Below are 15,727 nucleotides of genomic sequence, written 5' to 3'. Positions count from 1 at the left end.
CGAACGCAGTCCTTTCCGTCAGCAGAAAAAGCTCCCCCTTTCGGGGGAGCTGGCACGGCGAAAGCCGTGACTGAGAGGGTCGGTTCAAAGAATACAAAGGGGGAACCTACCCAATGGTCTATCGTATTTATGTGGAAAAAAAGCCCGGCTTTGATGTCGAGGCAAACGGTCTGAAAAACGAGCTCACCAGCCTGCTGGGCATCAAGGACCTGACCGGTCTGCGCCTGCTGAACCGCTACGATGTGGAAGGCATCGACGAGGCACTGTTCAACCAGTGCGTCAGCACCGTGTTCAGCGAGCCGCCGGTAGATAACACCTACGCAGAGCTGCCCGCTGCCGAGGGCGTGTCCTTCGCGGTGGAGTATCTGCCCGGTCAGTTCGACCAGCGCGCAGCCTCTGCTGCCGAGTGCATCCAGCTCATCAGTCAGGGCGAGCGCCCGCTGGTGCGCTCTGCCCGCGTCTACCTGCTGGAGGGCGCTCTGACCCCCGAGCAGGTGGCCGAGATCAAGAAGTATGTCATCAACCCCGTGGAGGCTCGCGAGGCTTCTCTGGAGACCAAAGAGACCCTGAAGATGGATTACCCCGTGCCCGCTGCCGTGGCAGTGCTGGAGGGCTTCAACCAGCTGGATGAGGCTGGCCTTGCCAAGTTCATCGAGGAAAAGGGTCTGGCCATGGATCTGGGGGACATCAAGTTCTGTCAGGAGTACTTCCGCACCGAGCAGCGCGACCCCACCATCACCGAGATCAAGATGATCGACACCTACTGGTCCGATCACTGCCGCCACACCACCTTCGGCACCATTCTGGACGATGTGCAGATCGACGACGCCGTGGTGCAGGAAGCTTTTGACCGCTACATGGCCATGCGTACCGAGCTGGGTCGTGAGAACAAGCCCCGCTGCATGATGGACCTTGCCACCATTGGTGCCAAGGAGCTGAAGAAGCAGGGCATCCTGAAGAATCTGGACGAGTCTGAGGAGATCAACGCCTGCACCGTTAAGATCAAGTGCGATGTCAACGGCAAGGACGAGGACTGGCTGTTCCTGTTCAAGAACGAGACCCACAACCACCCCACCGAGATCGAGCCCTTCGGCGGCGCGGCTACCTGCATCGGCGGTGCCATCCGCGACCCGCTGTCCGGCCGCAGCTACGTCTATCAGGCTATGCGTGTCACCGGCGCAGGCGACCCGCTCAAGCCGGTCAGCGAGACCATGCCCGGCAAGCTGCCCCAGCGCAAGCTGGTCACCACCGCAGCCGCCGGTTACTCCTCCTACGGCAACCAGATCGGTCTGGCTACCGGTCAGGTGGACGAGATCTACCACCCCGGTTATGTGGCAAAGCGCATGGAGATCGGCGCTGTTGTGGGCGCTACCCCTGCTTCCCACGTCCGCCGCGAGTGCCCCGCTCCCGGCGATGTGATCGTGCTGCTGGGCGGCCGCACCGGCCGTGACGGCATCGGCGGCGCTACCGGCTCCTCCAAGGCACACAAGCTGGACAGCCTTGAGCACTGCGGTGCTGAGGTGCAGAAGGGCAATGCGCCCATCGAGCGCAAGCTGCAGCGCCTGTTCCGCCGCGAGGACGCCTGCAAGATGATCAAGCGCTGCAACGACTTTGGTGCCGGCGGCGTTTCCGTTGCCATCGGCGAGCTGGCCGATGGCCTGTACATCGACCTGAACAAAGTCACCAAGAAGTACGAGGGTCTGGACGGCACCGAGCTGGCCATCAGCGAGAGCCAGGAGCGCATGGCTGTGGCTCTTGCCCCGGAGGATGTGGACAAGTTCATCGCCATTGCCACCGAGGAGAACCTCGAGGCTACCCCTGTGGCGAAGGTTACCGAGGAAAAGCGCCTGAACATGGTGTGGAACGGCGTTTCCATCGTGAACATCAGCCGCGAGTTTTTGAACTCCAACGGTGCAGAGAAGCACCAGAACGTCCATGTGGAAAAGGGCAGCGTCTGGCAGCCCCAGTGGGCAGGCCTGACCTTCAGCCAGAAGATGAAGTCCATGGTGGGCGACCTGAACGTCTGCAGCAAGAAGGGCCTTTCCGAGCGGTTCGACTCCACCATCGGTGCAGCCACCGTGCTCATGCCCTTTGGCGGTGCATACCAGCTGACCCCCCAGAACGCCATGGTAGCAAAGCTGCCGGTGGACGGCGAGACCACCACCTGCTCCGGTATGGCATGGGGCTATAACCCCTACCTGATGAGCGCCAACCAGTATGTGGGCGCACGGCTGGCCGTTATTGAGAGCGTGACCAAGCTGGTCGCCACCGGCTTCCGCTACGAGGACGCTTACCTGACCTTCCAGGAGTACTTCGAGCGTCTGGGCAATAAGCCCGAGCGCTGGGGCAAGCCACTGGCTGCCCTGCTGGGCGCACTGGATGCGCAGATCGGTCTGGGCATTGCCTCCATCGGCGGCAAGGACAGTATGTCCGGCTCCTTTGAGCAGCTGGATGTGCCCCCCACGCTGGTGTCCTTTGCCACTGCCATCGGCAAGGCAAGCCGCGTAGTTTCTACCGAGTTCAAGAAGCCGGAGAGCACTGTGGTGCTCGTCCGTCCCATCATTGACCCGGAGACCGGCTGCCCCAACTTCTTCTCCCTGAAGGCCAACTACAAGATCGTGGAGAACATGATCGAAGAAGGCATGGTCGCTTCTGCCTGCTCCGTGGGCTACGGCGGCATTGCCGAGGCACTGTTCAAGATGGGTCTGGGCAACCGCATCGGCTTCAAGATGCGTGCCAACATGACCACCCACGAGATGTTTGAGCCTATGTACGGCTCCATCATTCTGGAAATGGTGTCCGATTCTCCCGCCGGTATGCTGCTGGGTGAGACCACCAAGGAGTACACCTTTGAGTCCTGCGGTGAAAAGCTGGATATGGCCGAGCTGCAGGAGATCTGGGAGAGCAAGCTGGAGCCTGTGTATCCCTACCGCAAGGCCGGTTCTGCCGTGGAGAAGATCAACGGCAGCCTGACCGCTCCCGCCGCACCCAAGATCGGTGTGGCAAAGCCCAAGGTCATCATCCCGGTGTTCCCCGGCACCAACTGCGAGTACGACACCGCCAAGGCCTTTGCCCGCGCCGGTGCCGACCCCGAGATTCTGGTGGTGCGCAACCTGACCCCCGCCGATGTTGCCGAGAGCTGCGAGGCACTGGTCAAGGCCATTGACGCAAGCCAGATCGTCATGCTGCCCGGCGGCTTCTCCGGCGGCGACGAGCCGGACGGCAGCGCCAAGTTCATCGCCTCCTTCTTCCGCAACCCTGCGGTCACCGAGGCTGTGCGCCGTCTGCTGCAGCAGCGCGACGGCTTGATGCTGGGCATCTGCAACGGCTTCCAGGCTTTGATCAAGCTGGGTCTGGTGCCCTACGGCGATATCCGTCCCATCACTGCCTGCGACCCCACCCTGACCTTCAACACCATCGGCCGTCACCAGAGCATGCTGGTGCACACCCGTGTGGCTTCCACTGGCAGCCCGTGGCTCAGCAAGTGTGAGGTGGGCGAGATGCACACCATTGCCATCAGCCACGGCGAGGGCCGCTTTGTGGCTCCGCAGGAGGTGCTGGACACCATGCTGCGCAACGGTCAGGTAGCTACCCAGTATGTGGATCTGACCGGTGTGCCCACCATGGATCAGCGCTTCAACCCCAACGGCTCTGTGCTGGCCATCGAGGGCATCACCAGCCCGGACGGCCGCGTGTTCGGCAAGATGGGTCACTCGGAGCGCAGCGGCGAGTACCTGTACAAGAACGTCACCGGCGATAAATACCAGCCGATCTTTGAGGGCGGCGTGGACTATTTCAAGGTTTGATGGTAGAATAGAGAAAAAGCTCCTTCCGTCATCGCTGGCGCGATGCCACCTCCCTCGGAGAGGGAGGCTGAAAGTCCCCCTCTTCGAGGGGGCTGTCGCCGGAAGGCGACTGGGGGAGTTACTTTCAGGAGGAAACAACCAATGTCACAGCATGATCGCTATATCAGCCCTTTTTCCACCCGCTACGCTTCCGATGAGATGCAGTACATCTTCTCGGACGACAACAAGTTCCGCACTTGGCGGCGGCTGTGGGTGGCGCTGGCTCGTGCCGAAATGAATCAGGGCCTGACCAACATCACCCCGGACATGGTAGCCGAGCTGGAAGCTCATGTGGACGATATCAACTACGAAGTGGCTATCGAGCGGGAAAAGCTGGTGCGCCACGACGTCATGAGCCACGTCTACGCCTACGGTCAGCAGTGCCCCAAGGCAGCAGGCATCATCCATCTGGGTGCCACCAGCTGCTATGTGGGCGATAACACCGACATCATCGTGATGCGGCAGGGCCTTGAGCTGGTGCGCAAAAAGCTGGTGGGTGTGCTGGCAAAGCTGGCACACTTTGCCAAGGAGTACAAGGATATGCCCTGCATGGCCTACACCCACTGCCAGCCTGCACAGCCCACCACCGTGGGCAAGCGTGCTACCCTGTGGGCCAACGAACTGGTGATGGATCTGGCCGAGATCGACCATCGTCTGGCTACCCTGCAGCTGCGCGGTGTCAAGGGCACCACCGGTACGCAGGCTTCCTTTATGGAGCTGTTCAAGGGCGATGCCGACAAGATCCGCGCTGTGGATGCTTCCATTGCAAAGGAGATGGGCTTTGACCCCAAGGCCGTTGTGCCGGTGTCCGGCCAGACCTACAGCCGCAAGGTGGATGCCTTTATCCTGAACGCGCTGGCCGGTATTGGCCAGAGCTGCATGAAGTTTGCCACCGACCTGCGCCTGCTGGCGAACTTCAAGGAGATGGAGGAACCCTTTGAGAAGAACCAGATCGGTTCCTCCGCTATGCCCTATAAGCGCAACCCCATGCGCTGCGAGCGCATCTGCGCCCTTGCCCGCTACCTGATGGTGGATGTGCTGAACCCCAGCTTTACCACCGGCAGCCAGTGGTTTGAGCGCACGCTGGACGACAGCGCCAACAAGCGCGTGGCTATGGCAGAGGGCTTCCTTGCCACTGACGCCATCCTGAACATCATGCTCAACGTCACGGATGGTCTGGTGGTGTACCCCAAGGTGGTGCGCAGCCGCCTGATGGCCGAGCTGCCCTTCATGGCCAGCGAGAACATCATGATGCAGGCTGTGGAAAAGGGCGGCAACCGTCAGGAGCTGCACGAGCGCCTGCGTCAGCACGCCATCGCCGCCGGTAAGCAGGTTAAGGAAGAGGGCCTGCCCAACGATATGGTGGACCGCATTGCCGCAGACCCGGCCTTTGGCCTGACCCGCGAGGAAATTGTGGCAAGGCTGGTGCCGGAGAACTTTGTGGGCCGTGCACCCCAGCAGGTGGAGGAGTTCATCGCCAACGTCCTGCAGCCCATCTTTGATGCTGACCCTGAGGATGTGGAGCAGCACGCCTCCCTGAGCGTCTGATAACAAGATCAATTGCAAAAAGGAGAAGCCCGCGGGCTTCTCCTTTTTGCGTTTGTGCCTTGCACGATCTTGTCTGTCATGTTACACTGAGGGCATCATTTACAAAGGAGAACCGCTTATGCGATTGGATAAATATCTGGCCGAAACTGCCCAGTGCACCCGCAGCGAGGCCAAAACTATGCTGGCAAAGGGGCGCGTGCAGGTAAACGGCACGGTGTGCAAAAAAGGGGACACCCAGCTGAAGGAGACCGACACCGTGGCAGTGGACGGCGCGCCGCTGCGCTATCAGAAATTCGTTTACCTCATGCTCAATAAGCCCGAGGGGGTGGTGAGCGCTTCTACCGATAAGCGGGACACCACTGTGGTGGACTTGATAGGGGACGCCTACCCCCGGCGGGAGCTGTTCCCGGCAGGCCGGCTGGATAAGACCAGCACCGGCTTTGTGCTGCTGACCGATGACGGCGGCTTTGCCCACGATATCCTGTCCCCCCGGCACCATGTTTCCAAGACCTACACTGTGACCATCGACACCCCGCTCACGCAGGAGATGCGCACCGGCTTTGCGGCGGGGGTCACGCTGGCGGACGGCACCGCCCTTTCGCCCGCCGAGGTGACCGCCCTTTCCCCGGATGGGTGCACCGTGCGGGTGGTGCTGCGGCAGGGGGTGTACCACCAGATCAAACGGATGTTCGGTGTGTACGGTGCTGGGGTGAATGCTTTGCACCGGGAGGCCATTGGCGGCCTTGCACTGGATGCGCAGCTTGCCCCGGGGCAGTGGCGGGAGCTTTCTGACGAAGAAGTGGCAAAAATTACCAGATAAAATGCTGCGCTTTTCACGCGGTTTTCAAAAATGTATCACAATTTATCGGTAAAATAACGGTAAGAACCACGCAAAAAGGCACTTTTTTGGCAAAAAATGGCCCCGAAAGATAATTTTAACAAGAAAGAATTATTTTTTTTGTTGAAATCTGTTGCAAAAGTAAATTCTTTTGTGTAAAATATAGATTGTAATGCGGCTAAATTGTTTAAAATCACAACCCATGCCGCCGCGGCTTGCACAAACGAGGAAAAGGGGTATCCATTTATGGCCAATAGAGTATTTCAAAGCGTGATCTACCAGATGAAGGACGCGATCAATCGGGTGGTCGGCGTTGTGGATGAGACCGGCGCTGTCATTTCCTGCTCGGAGCTGAACCTGATCGGCGAGGTGCGCGAGGGCTATATGGCCGAGCGCCTGAACGCAGGCGACCGCTTTGTGCGCGACGGCTATACTTATCAGCAGTTCTCCAACGCCAAGCATAACGATTATGCCGTGTTCGTGGAGGGTGCCGATGAGACTGCGGGGCAGTTTGCCGGTGTGCTGGCTATCAGCCTGCAGAGCATCAAGCAGTACCACGACGAAAAGTTCGATAAGTCCAACTTTATCAAGAACGTGGTGCTGGACAACATCCTGCCCGGCGATATCTACGCCAAGGCACGGGAGCTGCACTTTGCCACCGATGTCTCCCGCGTGGTGTTCATCGTGCGGGTGATCAGCGGCGGCGATATCTCTGCCTACGATGTGGTCAGCAGCCTGTTCCCCGATAAGCAGAAGGACTTTGTGTTCAATATCAGCGAGACCGACACCGTGCTGGTCAAGGAGATCCGCAAGGGCATCGACCGCACCGATATGGAAAAGCTGGCTGCCAGCATTGTGGATACCCTCTCCGGCGAGCACTACATCAAGGCCGTGGTCGGCATTGGCACCCCTATTGCCAATGTGAAGGATCTGGCTACCTCCTTTAAGGAAGCCCAGATCGCCATGGAAGTGAGCAAGGTGTTCGATACCGAAAAGCAGATCATCCGCTACGATAACCTGGGCATTGCTCGTCTGATCTACCAGCTGCCTACCACCGTGTGCGAGATGTTCCTGCGCGAGGTGTTCAAGCAGGGCAGCATTGAAAGCCTGGATCAGGAGACTTTGTTCACCATCCAGCGCTTCTTTGAGAACAACCTGAATGTGTCCGAGACCAGCCGCGGCCTGTTTGTGCACCGCAATACGCTGGTGTATCGTCTGGAAAAGATCAAAAAGCTGACCGGCCTGGATCTGCGTGAGTTCGACGATGCTATCGTCTTTAAGGTAGCGCTGATGGTCAAGAAGTACCTGTCCAACAACCCGGCCAAATACTGATATTCCGCTGTGCGGGCGTTGCCCCGCTGGCGCCGAACCGGCCGCTCGAAACCGATGCTGGCCGGTTCTTTTTGCAGTGTTGGCTGCGGACGGGTTGTCTTGACCGTCAAAAATCTTGATGTCAGGAGCTAATACGATTCCATGATCGATTTTGAACACGTTTCCAAAGAATATAAAAAGGGCGGACGCCTTGCACTGGAGGATATCAACCTCCATGTGGACGAAGGCGAGTTCGTCTTTCTGCTGGGGCACTCCGGCGCGGGCAAATCCACCCTGCTCAAGCTGATCCTGCGGGAGGCACTGCCTACCTCCGGCAAGGTGACCGTGCTGGGTAAGGATGTTGCCAAGCTGCGCCGCCATAAGATCCCTTACCTGCGCCGTCAGATGGGCATCATCTTTCAGGACTTCCGGCTGATCCCCAGCATGACCGTATACGAGAACGTGGCCTTTGCCATGCATGTGCTCAATGTGCCCCGCAAGGAGATCCGTCCCCGCGTGGAGTACATTCTGGAGCTGGTGCATCTGGAGGATAAGGCCAAGTGCTACCCGGATACCCTTTCCGGCGGCGAGCAGCAGCGTGTGGCTGTGGCGCGTGCGCTGGTACATAACCCCAAGCTGGTCATCGCGGACGAGCCCACCGGCAACATTGACCCGGAGCTGAGCCAGGAAATGATGCAGCTGCTGGAGCGGGTGAGCAAAATGGGCATTACGGTGCTGGTGGTCACCCATGAGCACGAGCTGGTGCACCGCTTCCATCAGCGTGTGGTCACCCTGAGTCATGGACGCATCATCTCGGACGTGCCCGCAGACCCTGTGGCTGCCGCCGAGGACGATCTTTCGCTGGATGTTGCCGCCTTTGATGCGGACGATGCGCCCGCTGCGAAAAAGGAGGTGGCTGTCGTATGATGCGTCCCTCTACCTTCTTCTTCCTCACCCGGCGCGGTGTGCGCAACCTGGGCAAGCACTGGGCCATGACCATTGCCTGCATCGCCTCTTTGAGCGTGTGTATGACCTTGAACATCTTTGCCAGCTTGGCCGAGGTGAACGTGGGCAGCATGGTAGCCTATCTGGGCAGCCAGAATGAGACTGTGGTCTATCTGGACCCCGCATGCGATGATGCCACCGCCGCGCAGGTAGGCGAGACCCTTTCGGCTATGCCGGGGGTCAGCGGGGTGCAGTACGTTTCCAAACAGGATGTGCTCGACACCTACCGCGGCTACATGCAGGATTATTCCTCCCTGTGGGATGAATTTGAGACCGACAACCCCTTTAAGGCCAACTACCGGGTCACCCTGAGCGACTTGACCCAAATGGAGAGCATGAGCGTGAAGATGCAGGCCATCCCGGGTGTTGTCAGCGTTACCGCCCCGGTGGAGATGACCAATATCTTTGTGGAGATCCAGAAAGCCGTCACCAAGGGCGGCCGCATGATCGTGCTGGTGCTGATGGTGGTCAGCATCATCACAGTGGGCAGTACCATCCGCCTGAGCGTTTTTGCCCGCCGCCGCGAGATCGAGATCATGAAGTATGTGGGTGCCACCAACCGCATGGTCACCCTGCCTTTCTTTGTGGAGGGTCTGACCATGGGTCTGATCTCCGGTATCCTGACCGCAGCGGTCAGCCTTGGCTGCTACACCTATGTGGTCAACGCCGCCGGTGGCTTGGGCGGCATCTGGCAGATGCTCATGGGTCGCGCACTGGTGCCGGTGGCAAACGTGCTGCCGACCATCGTGGTAACAAGCCTGCTCAGCGGTGCCATCGTAGGCGGCGTGGGCAGTATGTTCTCTATCCGCAAACATCTGAATGTGTGACCGAAAGGAGCCGCGTTTTATGAGTAAAGCAATGCACGCAAAGCCCTTCCGGCTCACAGGCCCTTATACCGGTCGGCATGCCCGGCCGGAAAGCCCCCGCAGCAAGCTGATCCGTGCGGTCAGCCTTGGGCTGGCCTGTGTCTGCCTGCTGCTGACAGCTACGGTGTACCCGGCCTCGGCAGCTACCAATAGCACCAGCATGGCCAGCTTGCAGAGCAAGCTGGATAAGCTTTCCCAGTCCATCAACCAGCACAAAAAGGAGCTGTCGGACGCCAAAAAGAAGGAATCTGCCGCAAAGGCGCTGGAAAGTGAGCTGAAGGAGCGGGTCACCGTTCTGCAGGATCAGATCAGTGTGCTCGGCGGTCAGATCGCCGCAGTGCAGAACAGCATCGGCGAAAAGGAACAGCAGATCGCTGTGATGCAGACCCAGATCACGGACAAGCAGACCCAGATCGAGCAAAAACAGACCGAGATCGACGACCAGTGGGACGATTTCAAAAAGCACATGGCTGCCATGCAGGAGCTGCGGGACGGCGGCAGCGTGGCCATGCTCAGCGCGGTGAACGACCTGTACGAGCTGCTTACCTTTAACGAGGTGATGCAGGATATCTCCATCAAGGACACCGAGATCATGAACAACATGAAGTCCGCCAAGCAGGGGCTGGAGGACGATAAGGCCGCGCTGGAAGAGCAGAAAGCCGGTCTGGAAGCCGAGAAGGCAGAGCTGCAAAGCCAGAAGAGCGAGCTGGACAGCCAGAACGCCCAGATGAAGGGTAAGCAGAGCGAGCTGAACAGCAGCATCTATGCGGCACAGCTTTCCGCTGCCGAGGCACAGGCGGCGCAGCAGAAGGCGCAGGCGGCCATCGAGTCCGACGAGATGAACTACGAGGCCGTGAAAAAGGAGATCCAAAAGCTGATCGCAGCAGCCTCTGCCAGCAAGCCGCAGCTGAGCTTTAGCGGCTTTGCCTGCCCGCTGAAGAGTTATAGCCGCATCTCCAGTGAGTACGGCTGGCGCAAGAACCCCGTTTCCGGCGTGAACAAACTCCATGCCGGCATCGACTTTGCGGCAGCCGGCGGCACGCCCATCTACGCAGCCGCCAGCGGCTATGTGCAGGTGGCAGGCTGGTTCACCGGCGGCTATGGCAACTACGTTATCATCTACCACGGCAAAATGTCCGATGGCAATACCTATACCACCCTGTACGCGCACATGCGCTCGGTGGCTACCAGTGCAGGCAAGTATGTGAAGCAGGGCGAATTGATCGGTTATGTGGGCAGCACCGGCAATTCTACCGGCAACCACCTGCATCTGGAGGTGTGGAAGGGCGGCTCCAAGGCCAACGCCGTGAACCCCCGCAGCTGCATCCCCATCCCGCACAACTAACAAGCAACGCAAGGAGTCTGGTTGATCTATGAACGAACAAAAACGCAAGCGCGTGCTGCGCATCGGCTGTCTGGTTCTGGCAGGGGTGTTTGTACTCTCGCTGCTGGGCAGCATCCTTATGATGCTGCTGCTCTGACCGGGAGGAAAAAACCATGAACCGTAAAATTTCTTTGGGTATGGCGGTCACTATCGTGATCCTTGCCATGACCGTGACCTTTTCCATCACGATGCTCATCGCCATGCGTCTGTTCGACAGCACGGTCAACAGCGTAAAAGAAAAGGAAAGTATGTACAACAAGATCGCTGAGGTGGACCGCTACGTCCGCAGCAACGATTACTACACCATCGACGAGACGATGCTGTACGACCGCCTGACCGCCGGTTATCTGCTGGGTACGGGCGACAAGTACGCCCGCTACTACACCGCCAACGCCTACACCGAGCTGATGAACATCCAGAGCGGCAAGATTTTGGGCATCGGTGTGGAGCTTGGCATCGACCAGACCGGCTACGCCAAGGTGACCCGTGTCTACGACGGCTCTCCCGCGCAGGAGGCGGGCATCGCCGTGGGTGACTATATCACCACTGTGGGCGATACCGATGTCAAGAGCCTGTCCGGCGCAGATGCCGTGTACAAGGCTCTGCAAGGCGAGGCTGGCACCACCGTTACCGTGACATGGCTGGATAGTTCTGCCGCCAGCAAAACGGCTGAGCTGACCCATTCTGGCTACACCAGCACTACCGTGGACTACCAGCTGCTGGACAATGTGGGCTACATCCGCATCCGTCAATTCGACGGCACCACCCCCAGCGAGCTGGACTACGCCCTGCGTACCCTGACCGCAAACGGCGCGGCCAGTCTGGTATTTGACCTGCGGGACAACGGCGGCGGCATTCTGGAAGATGCTGTAAATTGCATCGACCTGATCGCCCCGGAGGGTACGGTGGCCTACGCTGAGGATAAAAACGGCAATCGCACCGTCATCGGCAGCAGCGATGCCGAAAGCTCCATCAGCCTGCCGATGGTCTGTCTGGTCAACGGCAACACCGCCAGCGCAGCCGAGCTGTTCGCAGCCACCCTGCGCACCATGAATGGTGCCCGTCTGGTGGGTACCACCACCATGGGCAAGGGCACGATCCAGAGCAGCCCGCAGCGCCTGTCGGACGGCAGTGCCGTGGTCATCACCGTGGCAAAGCTGGTCTGCGGCGACGGCAGCTGCTTTGACGGCGCCGGTCTGACGGTGGACGTGGAGCGCGCCCTGAGCGCAGAGGAAGCTACGAACTTCTACGACTATACTCCCCAGACCGACCCGCAGGTGCAGCGCGCAGTCAGCGCTGCACAGCAGCTGAGCGGCACCACCACGCTGGCAGGCGCAAGCTCTGCCGCCGCAGCGGACAGTACCGCTGCGTCTGCGGCAGCAGACGATACCGCCCCCGCAGAGAATGCAGAAGGGGAGACTGCCGAAGCCGAGACTGCCGCGTCTGAGCCGGGAGCTGCTGCAAGCGCAGCGGAGTGAGCCCCAAGATTTGAACCATAACACCAAAAAGGCTGCTGCGTTCTGCAACAGCCTTTTTCTGAGAAAGGAATTGACCCTATGCCGGAGCTGACCGATCTTTCTGTGATCCGTGCCCTGTGCGAAAAATACGATTTTGCACTTTCCAAGGGCTTTGGGCAGAACTTTATCATCAACCCGGGCATCCCCACCAAGATCGTGGATGCCAGCGGGGTAGACAAGCGCTACGGTGTCATCGAGATCGGCCCCGGCATCGGTGTGCTGACCAAGGAGCTGGCAAAGCGCGCAGCCAAGGTGGTGTCCATCGAGGTGGACGAGCGTTTGCCGCCCTTGCTGGCCGAGACCATGGCCGGGGTGGACAACTTCAAGCTGGTGCTGCAGGACGTACTGAAGGTGGACCTGAAAGCCCTCATTGCCGAGGAGTTCCCGGGGATGCCGGTGGCAGTGTGCGCAAACCTGCCCTACTACATCACCAGCCCCATCGTGATGAAGCTGCTGGGCGACCGTCTGCCCATCGAGAGCCTGACCGTTATGGTGCAGAAGGAAGCCGCCGACCGTCTGGCCGCCGTGCCCGGCACCCGCGCTTCCAGCGCCATCAGCTGCGCGGTGAACTACTACGCCACCTCCAAGCTGATGTTCACCGCTGCACCGGGCAGCTTTTACCCCGCCCCCAAGGTGACCAGCGCCGTGGTGCGCATGGATATCCGGCCCACCCCCGCCGTGCAGGTGGAGGACGAGGCGGGCTACTTTGCGCTGGTGCGCGCCGCCTTTGGACAGCGCCGCAAGACTGCTGCCAACGCCATTGCAGGCGGGCTGAACCTGCCCAAGGAGAAGGTCATTGCAGCCATTGAGGCCGCAGGCTTTGATGCCCGCATTCGCCCGGAAGCCCTGACGCTGGAGGACTTTGCCAAGATCCAGCAGGCACTGGGCTGAGTAGAAAGCAGTATGGTCGGCGGGCAGTGGCTTACTGAAAAAATGACCGCAAAAAACCCGGAACCTTTTCGTAGCCGCAAGGGCTCAAAAGGTTCCGGGTTTTTGCGTTTAATGGCTATGTAGCAGCTTTTGCCTTACTCAGAAGGGGAAGATTGCAAATTGATATCTGTTCAACTCAACGTTGAGACTCCCTTCAACGCTTAGTATGTTCCAAATAAATTCTCTATTTGATATACTGAGGTCAAATATAGTGTAAAGGAGATTTGTTTTATGGATCAGAAAAAAATAGGTGCATTTATTGCACAGTGTAGAAAAGAAAAAAGTCTAACACAAATACAGCTTGCCGAACTATTAGATATTACCAATCAGGCGGTTTCTAAATGGGAAAATGGTAGAGGAATGCCCGATGTGTCGCTTTTACAACCTTTATGTGATGCTTTGGGCATCAGTTTGAACGAGCTTTTTTCTGGGGAACATATATCGGCAGAGGAATATAAAGGAAAGGCGGAAGAAAATATTTCCAAACTTTACAAAGAAAAGCAAATTGCCAATCTTAAACCAATAAAATACTTATTCTCTATATGTTCTAATGTAACATTGCTTGTAGCAGTGATTGAATTAGCTGTTGGTTTTATTGGGAATTTTTTTAATCCAACTATATTGAAGGACATGTTGCTCAATGCCGCTGTGTGGATAATGTTGTTTCTGATTTCAGTGGGTAAGCTGACATACGATAAGAGAAAATTGAAAAACCTGAAGCATTCAGGTACTTGCATAGACTCTGAAATCAAGGATATAATTCCAGTATCATGGATTGGGGTTAGAAATTACATCTGTTGCAGAATTGTATGTGGATTTATTTACGAGGGTAAGGAATACAAAGCAGTAAGTAATTACTATGTTTTGACACCATTTCACCGAAAGGAGGATTTATATGCGAATGTTTTTATCGAGCAAAACAATCCTACCAAATATAGTGTAGAACTTTTTCAAGAAAGTAGGTAATTCAGTCAAGAATTTCTCAAAAATCATATAAGCCTAGGCTGGCTGCTGCATGGCTCAGAGAGGGAATTGTTTTGTGAAATGCCGGGACGAATGTGCAGGCGTACCGGACTTTTTTTTGTGCCCTCGCGCGCCGGGCAAAAAAGAAATTTCTTTTCATAGCTCTGCGGTGGGTAGGACGAAACTTTGTCAAATGCGTGAAATATCGCAGAAAAAATTATGAAAAACAGCCAACGGATATCCCCTAAACGTGTTGATATTGAGAAAAAAGACGAAGGATTGTTTACAAAAGAATGACAGGCTGGTATACTTTGTAACGGTAGATCCCTATGAGATCCGCAAAGAAACAAGAAAGGAAATACCGAACCGTGAATACCACCGCACCGCACGCCCTGAAAAAACGATTGCTGACCCTGATCCTGAGCCTTGCTTTCCTGTTTACCTGTCTGCCCGCTGCACTGGCAGTGGACCTGAACGTGGACGCAGGTTTCTACTTCAAGCAGAGCCGGGGCGGCACCTGTACGCTGGCCTCTGCAGCAATGATGCTGCGCCGCCGTGCTTACTTTGACGGGCTGAGCGACTGGACGAACGTGACCGAGAACAGTGTGCGCTCCACGGCGTGGGCCAACGGCCTTGCACACAGCTTTACATATAAGGAGATGCAGGTGGGCTACGCCACCCTGCCCTCCGGGCTGCAAAGCAAAACGGCGGTGCTGATCTCCCTGTTGGAACAGCACCCGGAGGGCATCGTCCTCTACGACCGCACCCAGCCCCATGCGGTGCTGCTGACCGACTACACCAACGGTATTTTCTATTGCTCCGACCCGGCGGGGAACATCGGTTACGGACGCATCCCCATTACCAGCTCCAGCGTGTCCATCGCAAGATCTTCCTGTTACTGGTATGTCACCGCAGATCACAACAGTGTGGCGGCACAGGCCGACGGGCTGCGGCTAGAGGGCGTGCGCTACCCGGTGAATCTTCGCACCGGCAGCGGCATGGCACTGACCGGTACGGCCAACAGCGCCAGCGGCACCACCCTGACCAGTGTGCAGGTGGCTGTTCTGGATGCGGCAGACCAGACCGTGCAGAGCGCCGAGGCACAGGTGAATGCCGCCGCTTTCTCGCTGAACACGCTGGACAGCCAGATCCGTTTCGGAGAGCTGCCGGAGGGGAGCTACACCTATATGGTGCTGGTGACCGACTCTGCGGGCGAGAGCCTGTGCTTCGCTTCGGACTTCACGGTGTCCGGCAGTGCAAGCAGTACCCAAACGTATTGGTCGGTCAAGGATACTGAGGGCACTAAGCTGCAGCAGACGGTCCGGCAGATGGAGACCACGGTAGAGACTGCCGCCGAGACCACCGTAAGCTGGTTCGCACAGCTGTTCGGCTGATAAAAAGATATAATCTGGAGCCGCTGCACAAGGCAATGTGCAGCGGCCCTGTTTGCATTACAGCAACATCTGCTTTTGAACTCCATAAAATCAGAAAGTTACTGCTGCAGATGCCGCTTCTCGTTA

General features: G+C 57.8%; 12 protein-coding genes. 11 read left to right on the top strand and 1 reads right to left on the bottom strand.

What is annotated here, in order from left to right:
* Positions 1-113: 113 nt before the first annotated feature.
* From ACXPUX_RS12035 to ACXPUX_RS12025, 3 genes are all read left to right on the top strand, one after another.
* A complete protein-coding gene (locus tag ACXPUX_RS12035; protein WP_458828508.1) occupies positions 114-3,806 on the top strand; it encodes a phosphoribosylformylglycinamidine synthase in 3,693 nt (1,230 codons plus the stop codon).
* A gap of 141 nt (positions 3,807-3,947) precedes the next feature.
* On the top strand, positions 3,948-5,393 hold the full coding sequence (gene purB, locus ACXPUX_RS12030) for an adenylosuccinate lyase (RefSeq protein ID WP_458828507.1): 1,446 nt from the start codon (positions 3,948-3,950) through the stop codon (positions 5,391-5,393).
* Positions 5,394-5,511: 118 nt separating this feature from the next.
* Positions 5,512-6,213, top strand: coding sequence for a pseudouridine synthase (locus tag ACXPUX_RS12025; protein WP_458828506.1), 702 nt, complete (start codon positions 5,512-5,514; stop codon positions 6,211-6,213).
* Between the two features lie 35 nt (positions 6,214-6,248).
* Here ACXPUX_RS12025 and ACXPUX_RS12020 read toward each other — a convergent pair whose 3' ends face one another.
* Positions 6,249-6,428 (bottom strand): hypothetical protein, encoded by a 180-nt coding sequence (locus ACXPUX_RS12020; RefSeq protein ID WP_458828505.1) that lies wholly within the window; start codon positions 6,426-6,428, stop codon positions 6,249-6,251.
* Positions 6,429-6,477: 49 nt separating this feature from the next.
* On the opposite strand from ACXPUX_RS12020, the gene ACXPUX_RS12015 reads away from it, so the two are divergent.
* The 8 genes from ACXPUX_RS12015 (at position 6,478) to ACXPUX_RS11980 (ending at position 15,601) form a co-directional block, all read left to right on the top strand.
* Positions 6,478-7,563 carry a PucR family transcriptional regulator gene (locus ACXPUX_RS12015; RefSeq protein ID WP_055185345.1) on the top strand — a complete coding sequence of 362 codons (1,086 nt, stop codon included), beginning with the start codon at positions 6,478-6,480 and terminating at the stop codon, positions 7,561-7,563.
* A 141-nt stretch (positions 7,564-7,704) separates the two neighbouring features.
* A complete protein-coding gene (gene ftsE, locus ACXPUX_RS12010) occupies positions 7,705-8,469 on the top strand; it encodes a cell division ATP-binding protein FtsE (RefSeq protein ID WP_458828504.1) in 765 nt (254 codons plus the stop codon).
* Positions 8,466-9,374 carry a cell division protein FtsX gene (locus ACXPUX_RS12005; protein ID WP_458828503.1) on the top strand — a complete coding sequence of 303 codons (909 nt, stop codon included), beginning with the start codon at positions 8,466-8,468 and terminating at the stop codon, positions 9,372-9,374. Before ftsE ends, ACXPUX_RS12005 begins: the two co-directional genes overlap by 4 nt.
* Before the next feature lie 19 nt (positions 9,375-9,393).
* Positions 9,394-10,758: a murein hydrolase activator EnvC family protein gene (locus tag ACXPUX_RS12000; protein ID WP_458828502.1), complete on the top strand. Its 1,365-nt coding sequence runs from the start codon at positions 9,394-9,396 to the stop codon at positions 10,756-10,758.
* Between the two features lie 152 nt (positions 10,759-10,910).
* Positions 10,911-12,275: a S41 family peptidase gene (locus ACXPUX_RS11995; RefSeq protein WP_458828501.1), complete on the top strand. Its 1,365-nt coding sequence runs from the start codon at positions 10,911-10,913 to the stop codon at positions 12,273-12,275.
* A gap of 78 nt (positions 12,276-12,353) precedes the next feature.
* Entirely contained in the window at positions 12,354-13,205 is an 852-nt protein-coding gene (gene rsmA / locus ACXPUX_RS11990) for a 16S rRNA (adenine(1518)-N(6)/adenine(1519)-N(6))-dimethyltransferase RsmA (protein WP_112121500.1), read from the top strand.
* Positions 13,206-13,475: 270 nt separating this feature from the next.
* Positions 13,476-14,210, top strand: coding sequence for a helix-turn-helix domain-containing protein (locus ACXPUX_RS11985; RefSeq protein ID WP_458828500.1), 735 nt, complete (start codon positions 13,476-13,478; stop codon positions 14,208-14,210).
* Positions 14,211-14,575: 365 nt separating this feature from the next.
* On the top strand, positions 14,576-15,601 hold the full coding sequence (locus ACXPUX_RS11980; RefSeq protein WP_458828499.1) for a cysteine peptidase family C39 domain-containing protein: 1,026 nt from the start codon (positions 14,576-14,578) through the stop codon (positions 15,599-15,601).
* Positions 15,602-15,727 lie beyond the last annotated feature (126 nt).

The sequence above is a fragment of the Faecalibacterium sp. PGM34 genome (assembly GCF_054456555.1).
Note: the sequence above shows the minus strand (reverse complement) of the source record. Positions and strands in the feature narration are given on the sequence as shown.

Excerpts from the sequence above, each read along its gene's own strand:
- ACXPUX_RS12035 (WP_458828508.1), top strand. The coding sequence starts at position 114 with ATGGTCTATCGTATTTATGTGGAAAAAAAGCCCGGCTTTGATGTCGAG.
- purB (WP_458828507.1), top strand. The coding sequence starts at position 3,948 with ATGTCACAGCATGATCGCTATATCAGCCCTTTTTCCACCCGCTACGCT.
- ACXPUX_RS12025 (WP_458828506.1), top strand. The coding sequence starts at position 5,512 with ATGCGATTGGATAAATATCTGGCCGAAACTGCCCAGTGCACCCGCAGC.
- ACXPUX_RS12015 (WP_055185345.1), top strand. The coding sequence starts at position 6,478 with ATGGCCAATAGAGTATTTCAAAGCGTGATCTACCAGATGAAGGACGCG.
- ftsE (WP_458828504.1), top strand. The coding sequence starts at position 7,705 with ATGATCGATTTTGAACACGTTTCCAAAGAATATAAAAAGGGCGGACGC.
- ACXPUX_RS12005 (WP_458828503.1), top strand. The coding sequence starts at position 8,466 with ATGATGCGTCCCTCTACCTTCTTCTTCCTCACCCGGCGCGGTGTGCGC.
- ACXPUX_RS12000 (WP_458828502.1), top strand. The coding sequence starts at position 9,394 with ATGAGTAAAGCAATGCACGCAAAGCCCTTCCGGCTCACAGGCCCTTAT.
- ACXPUX_RS11995 (WP_458828501.1), top strand. The coding sequence starts at position 10,911 with ATGAACCGTAAAATTTCTTTGGGTATGGCGGTCACTATCGTGATCCTT.
- rsmA (WP_112121500.1), top strand. The coding sequence starts at position 12,354 with ATGCCGGAGCTGACCGATCTTTCTGTGATCCGTGCCCTGTGCGAAAAA.
- ACXPUX_RS11985 (WP_458828500.1), top strand. The coding sequence starts at position 13,476 with ATGGATCAGAAAAAAATAGGTGCATTTATTGCACAGTGTAGAAAAGAA.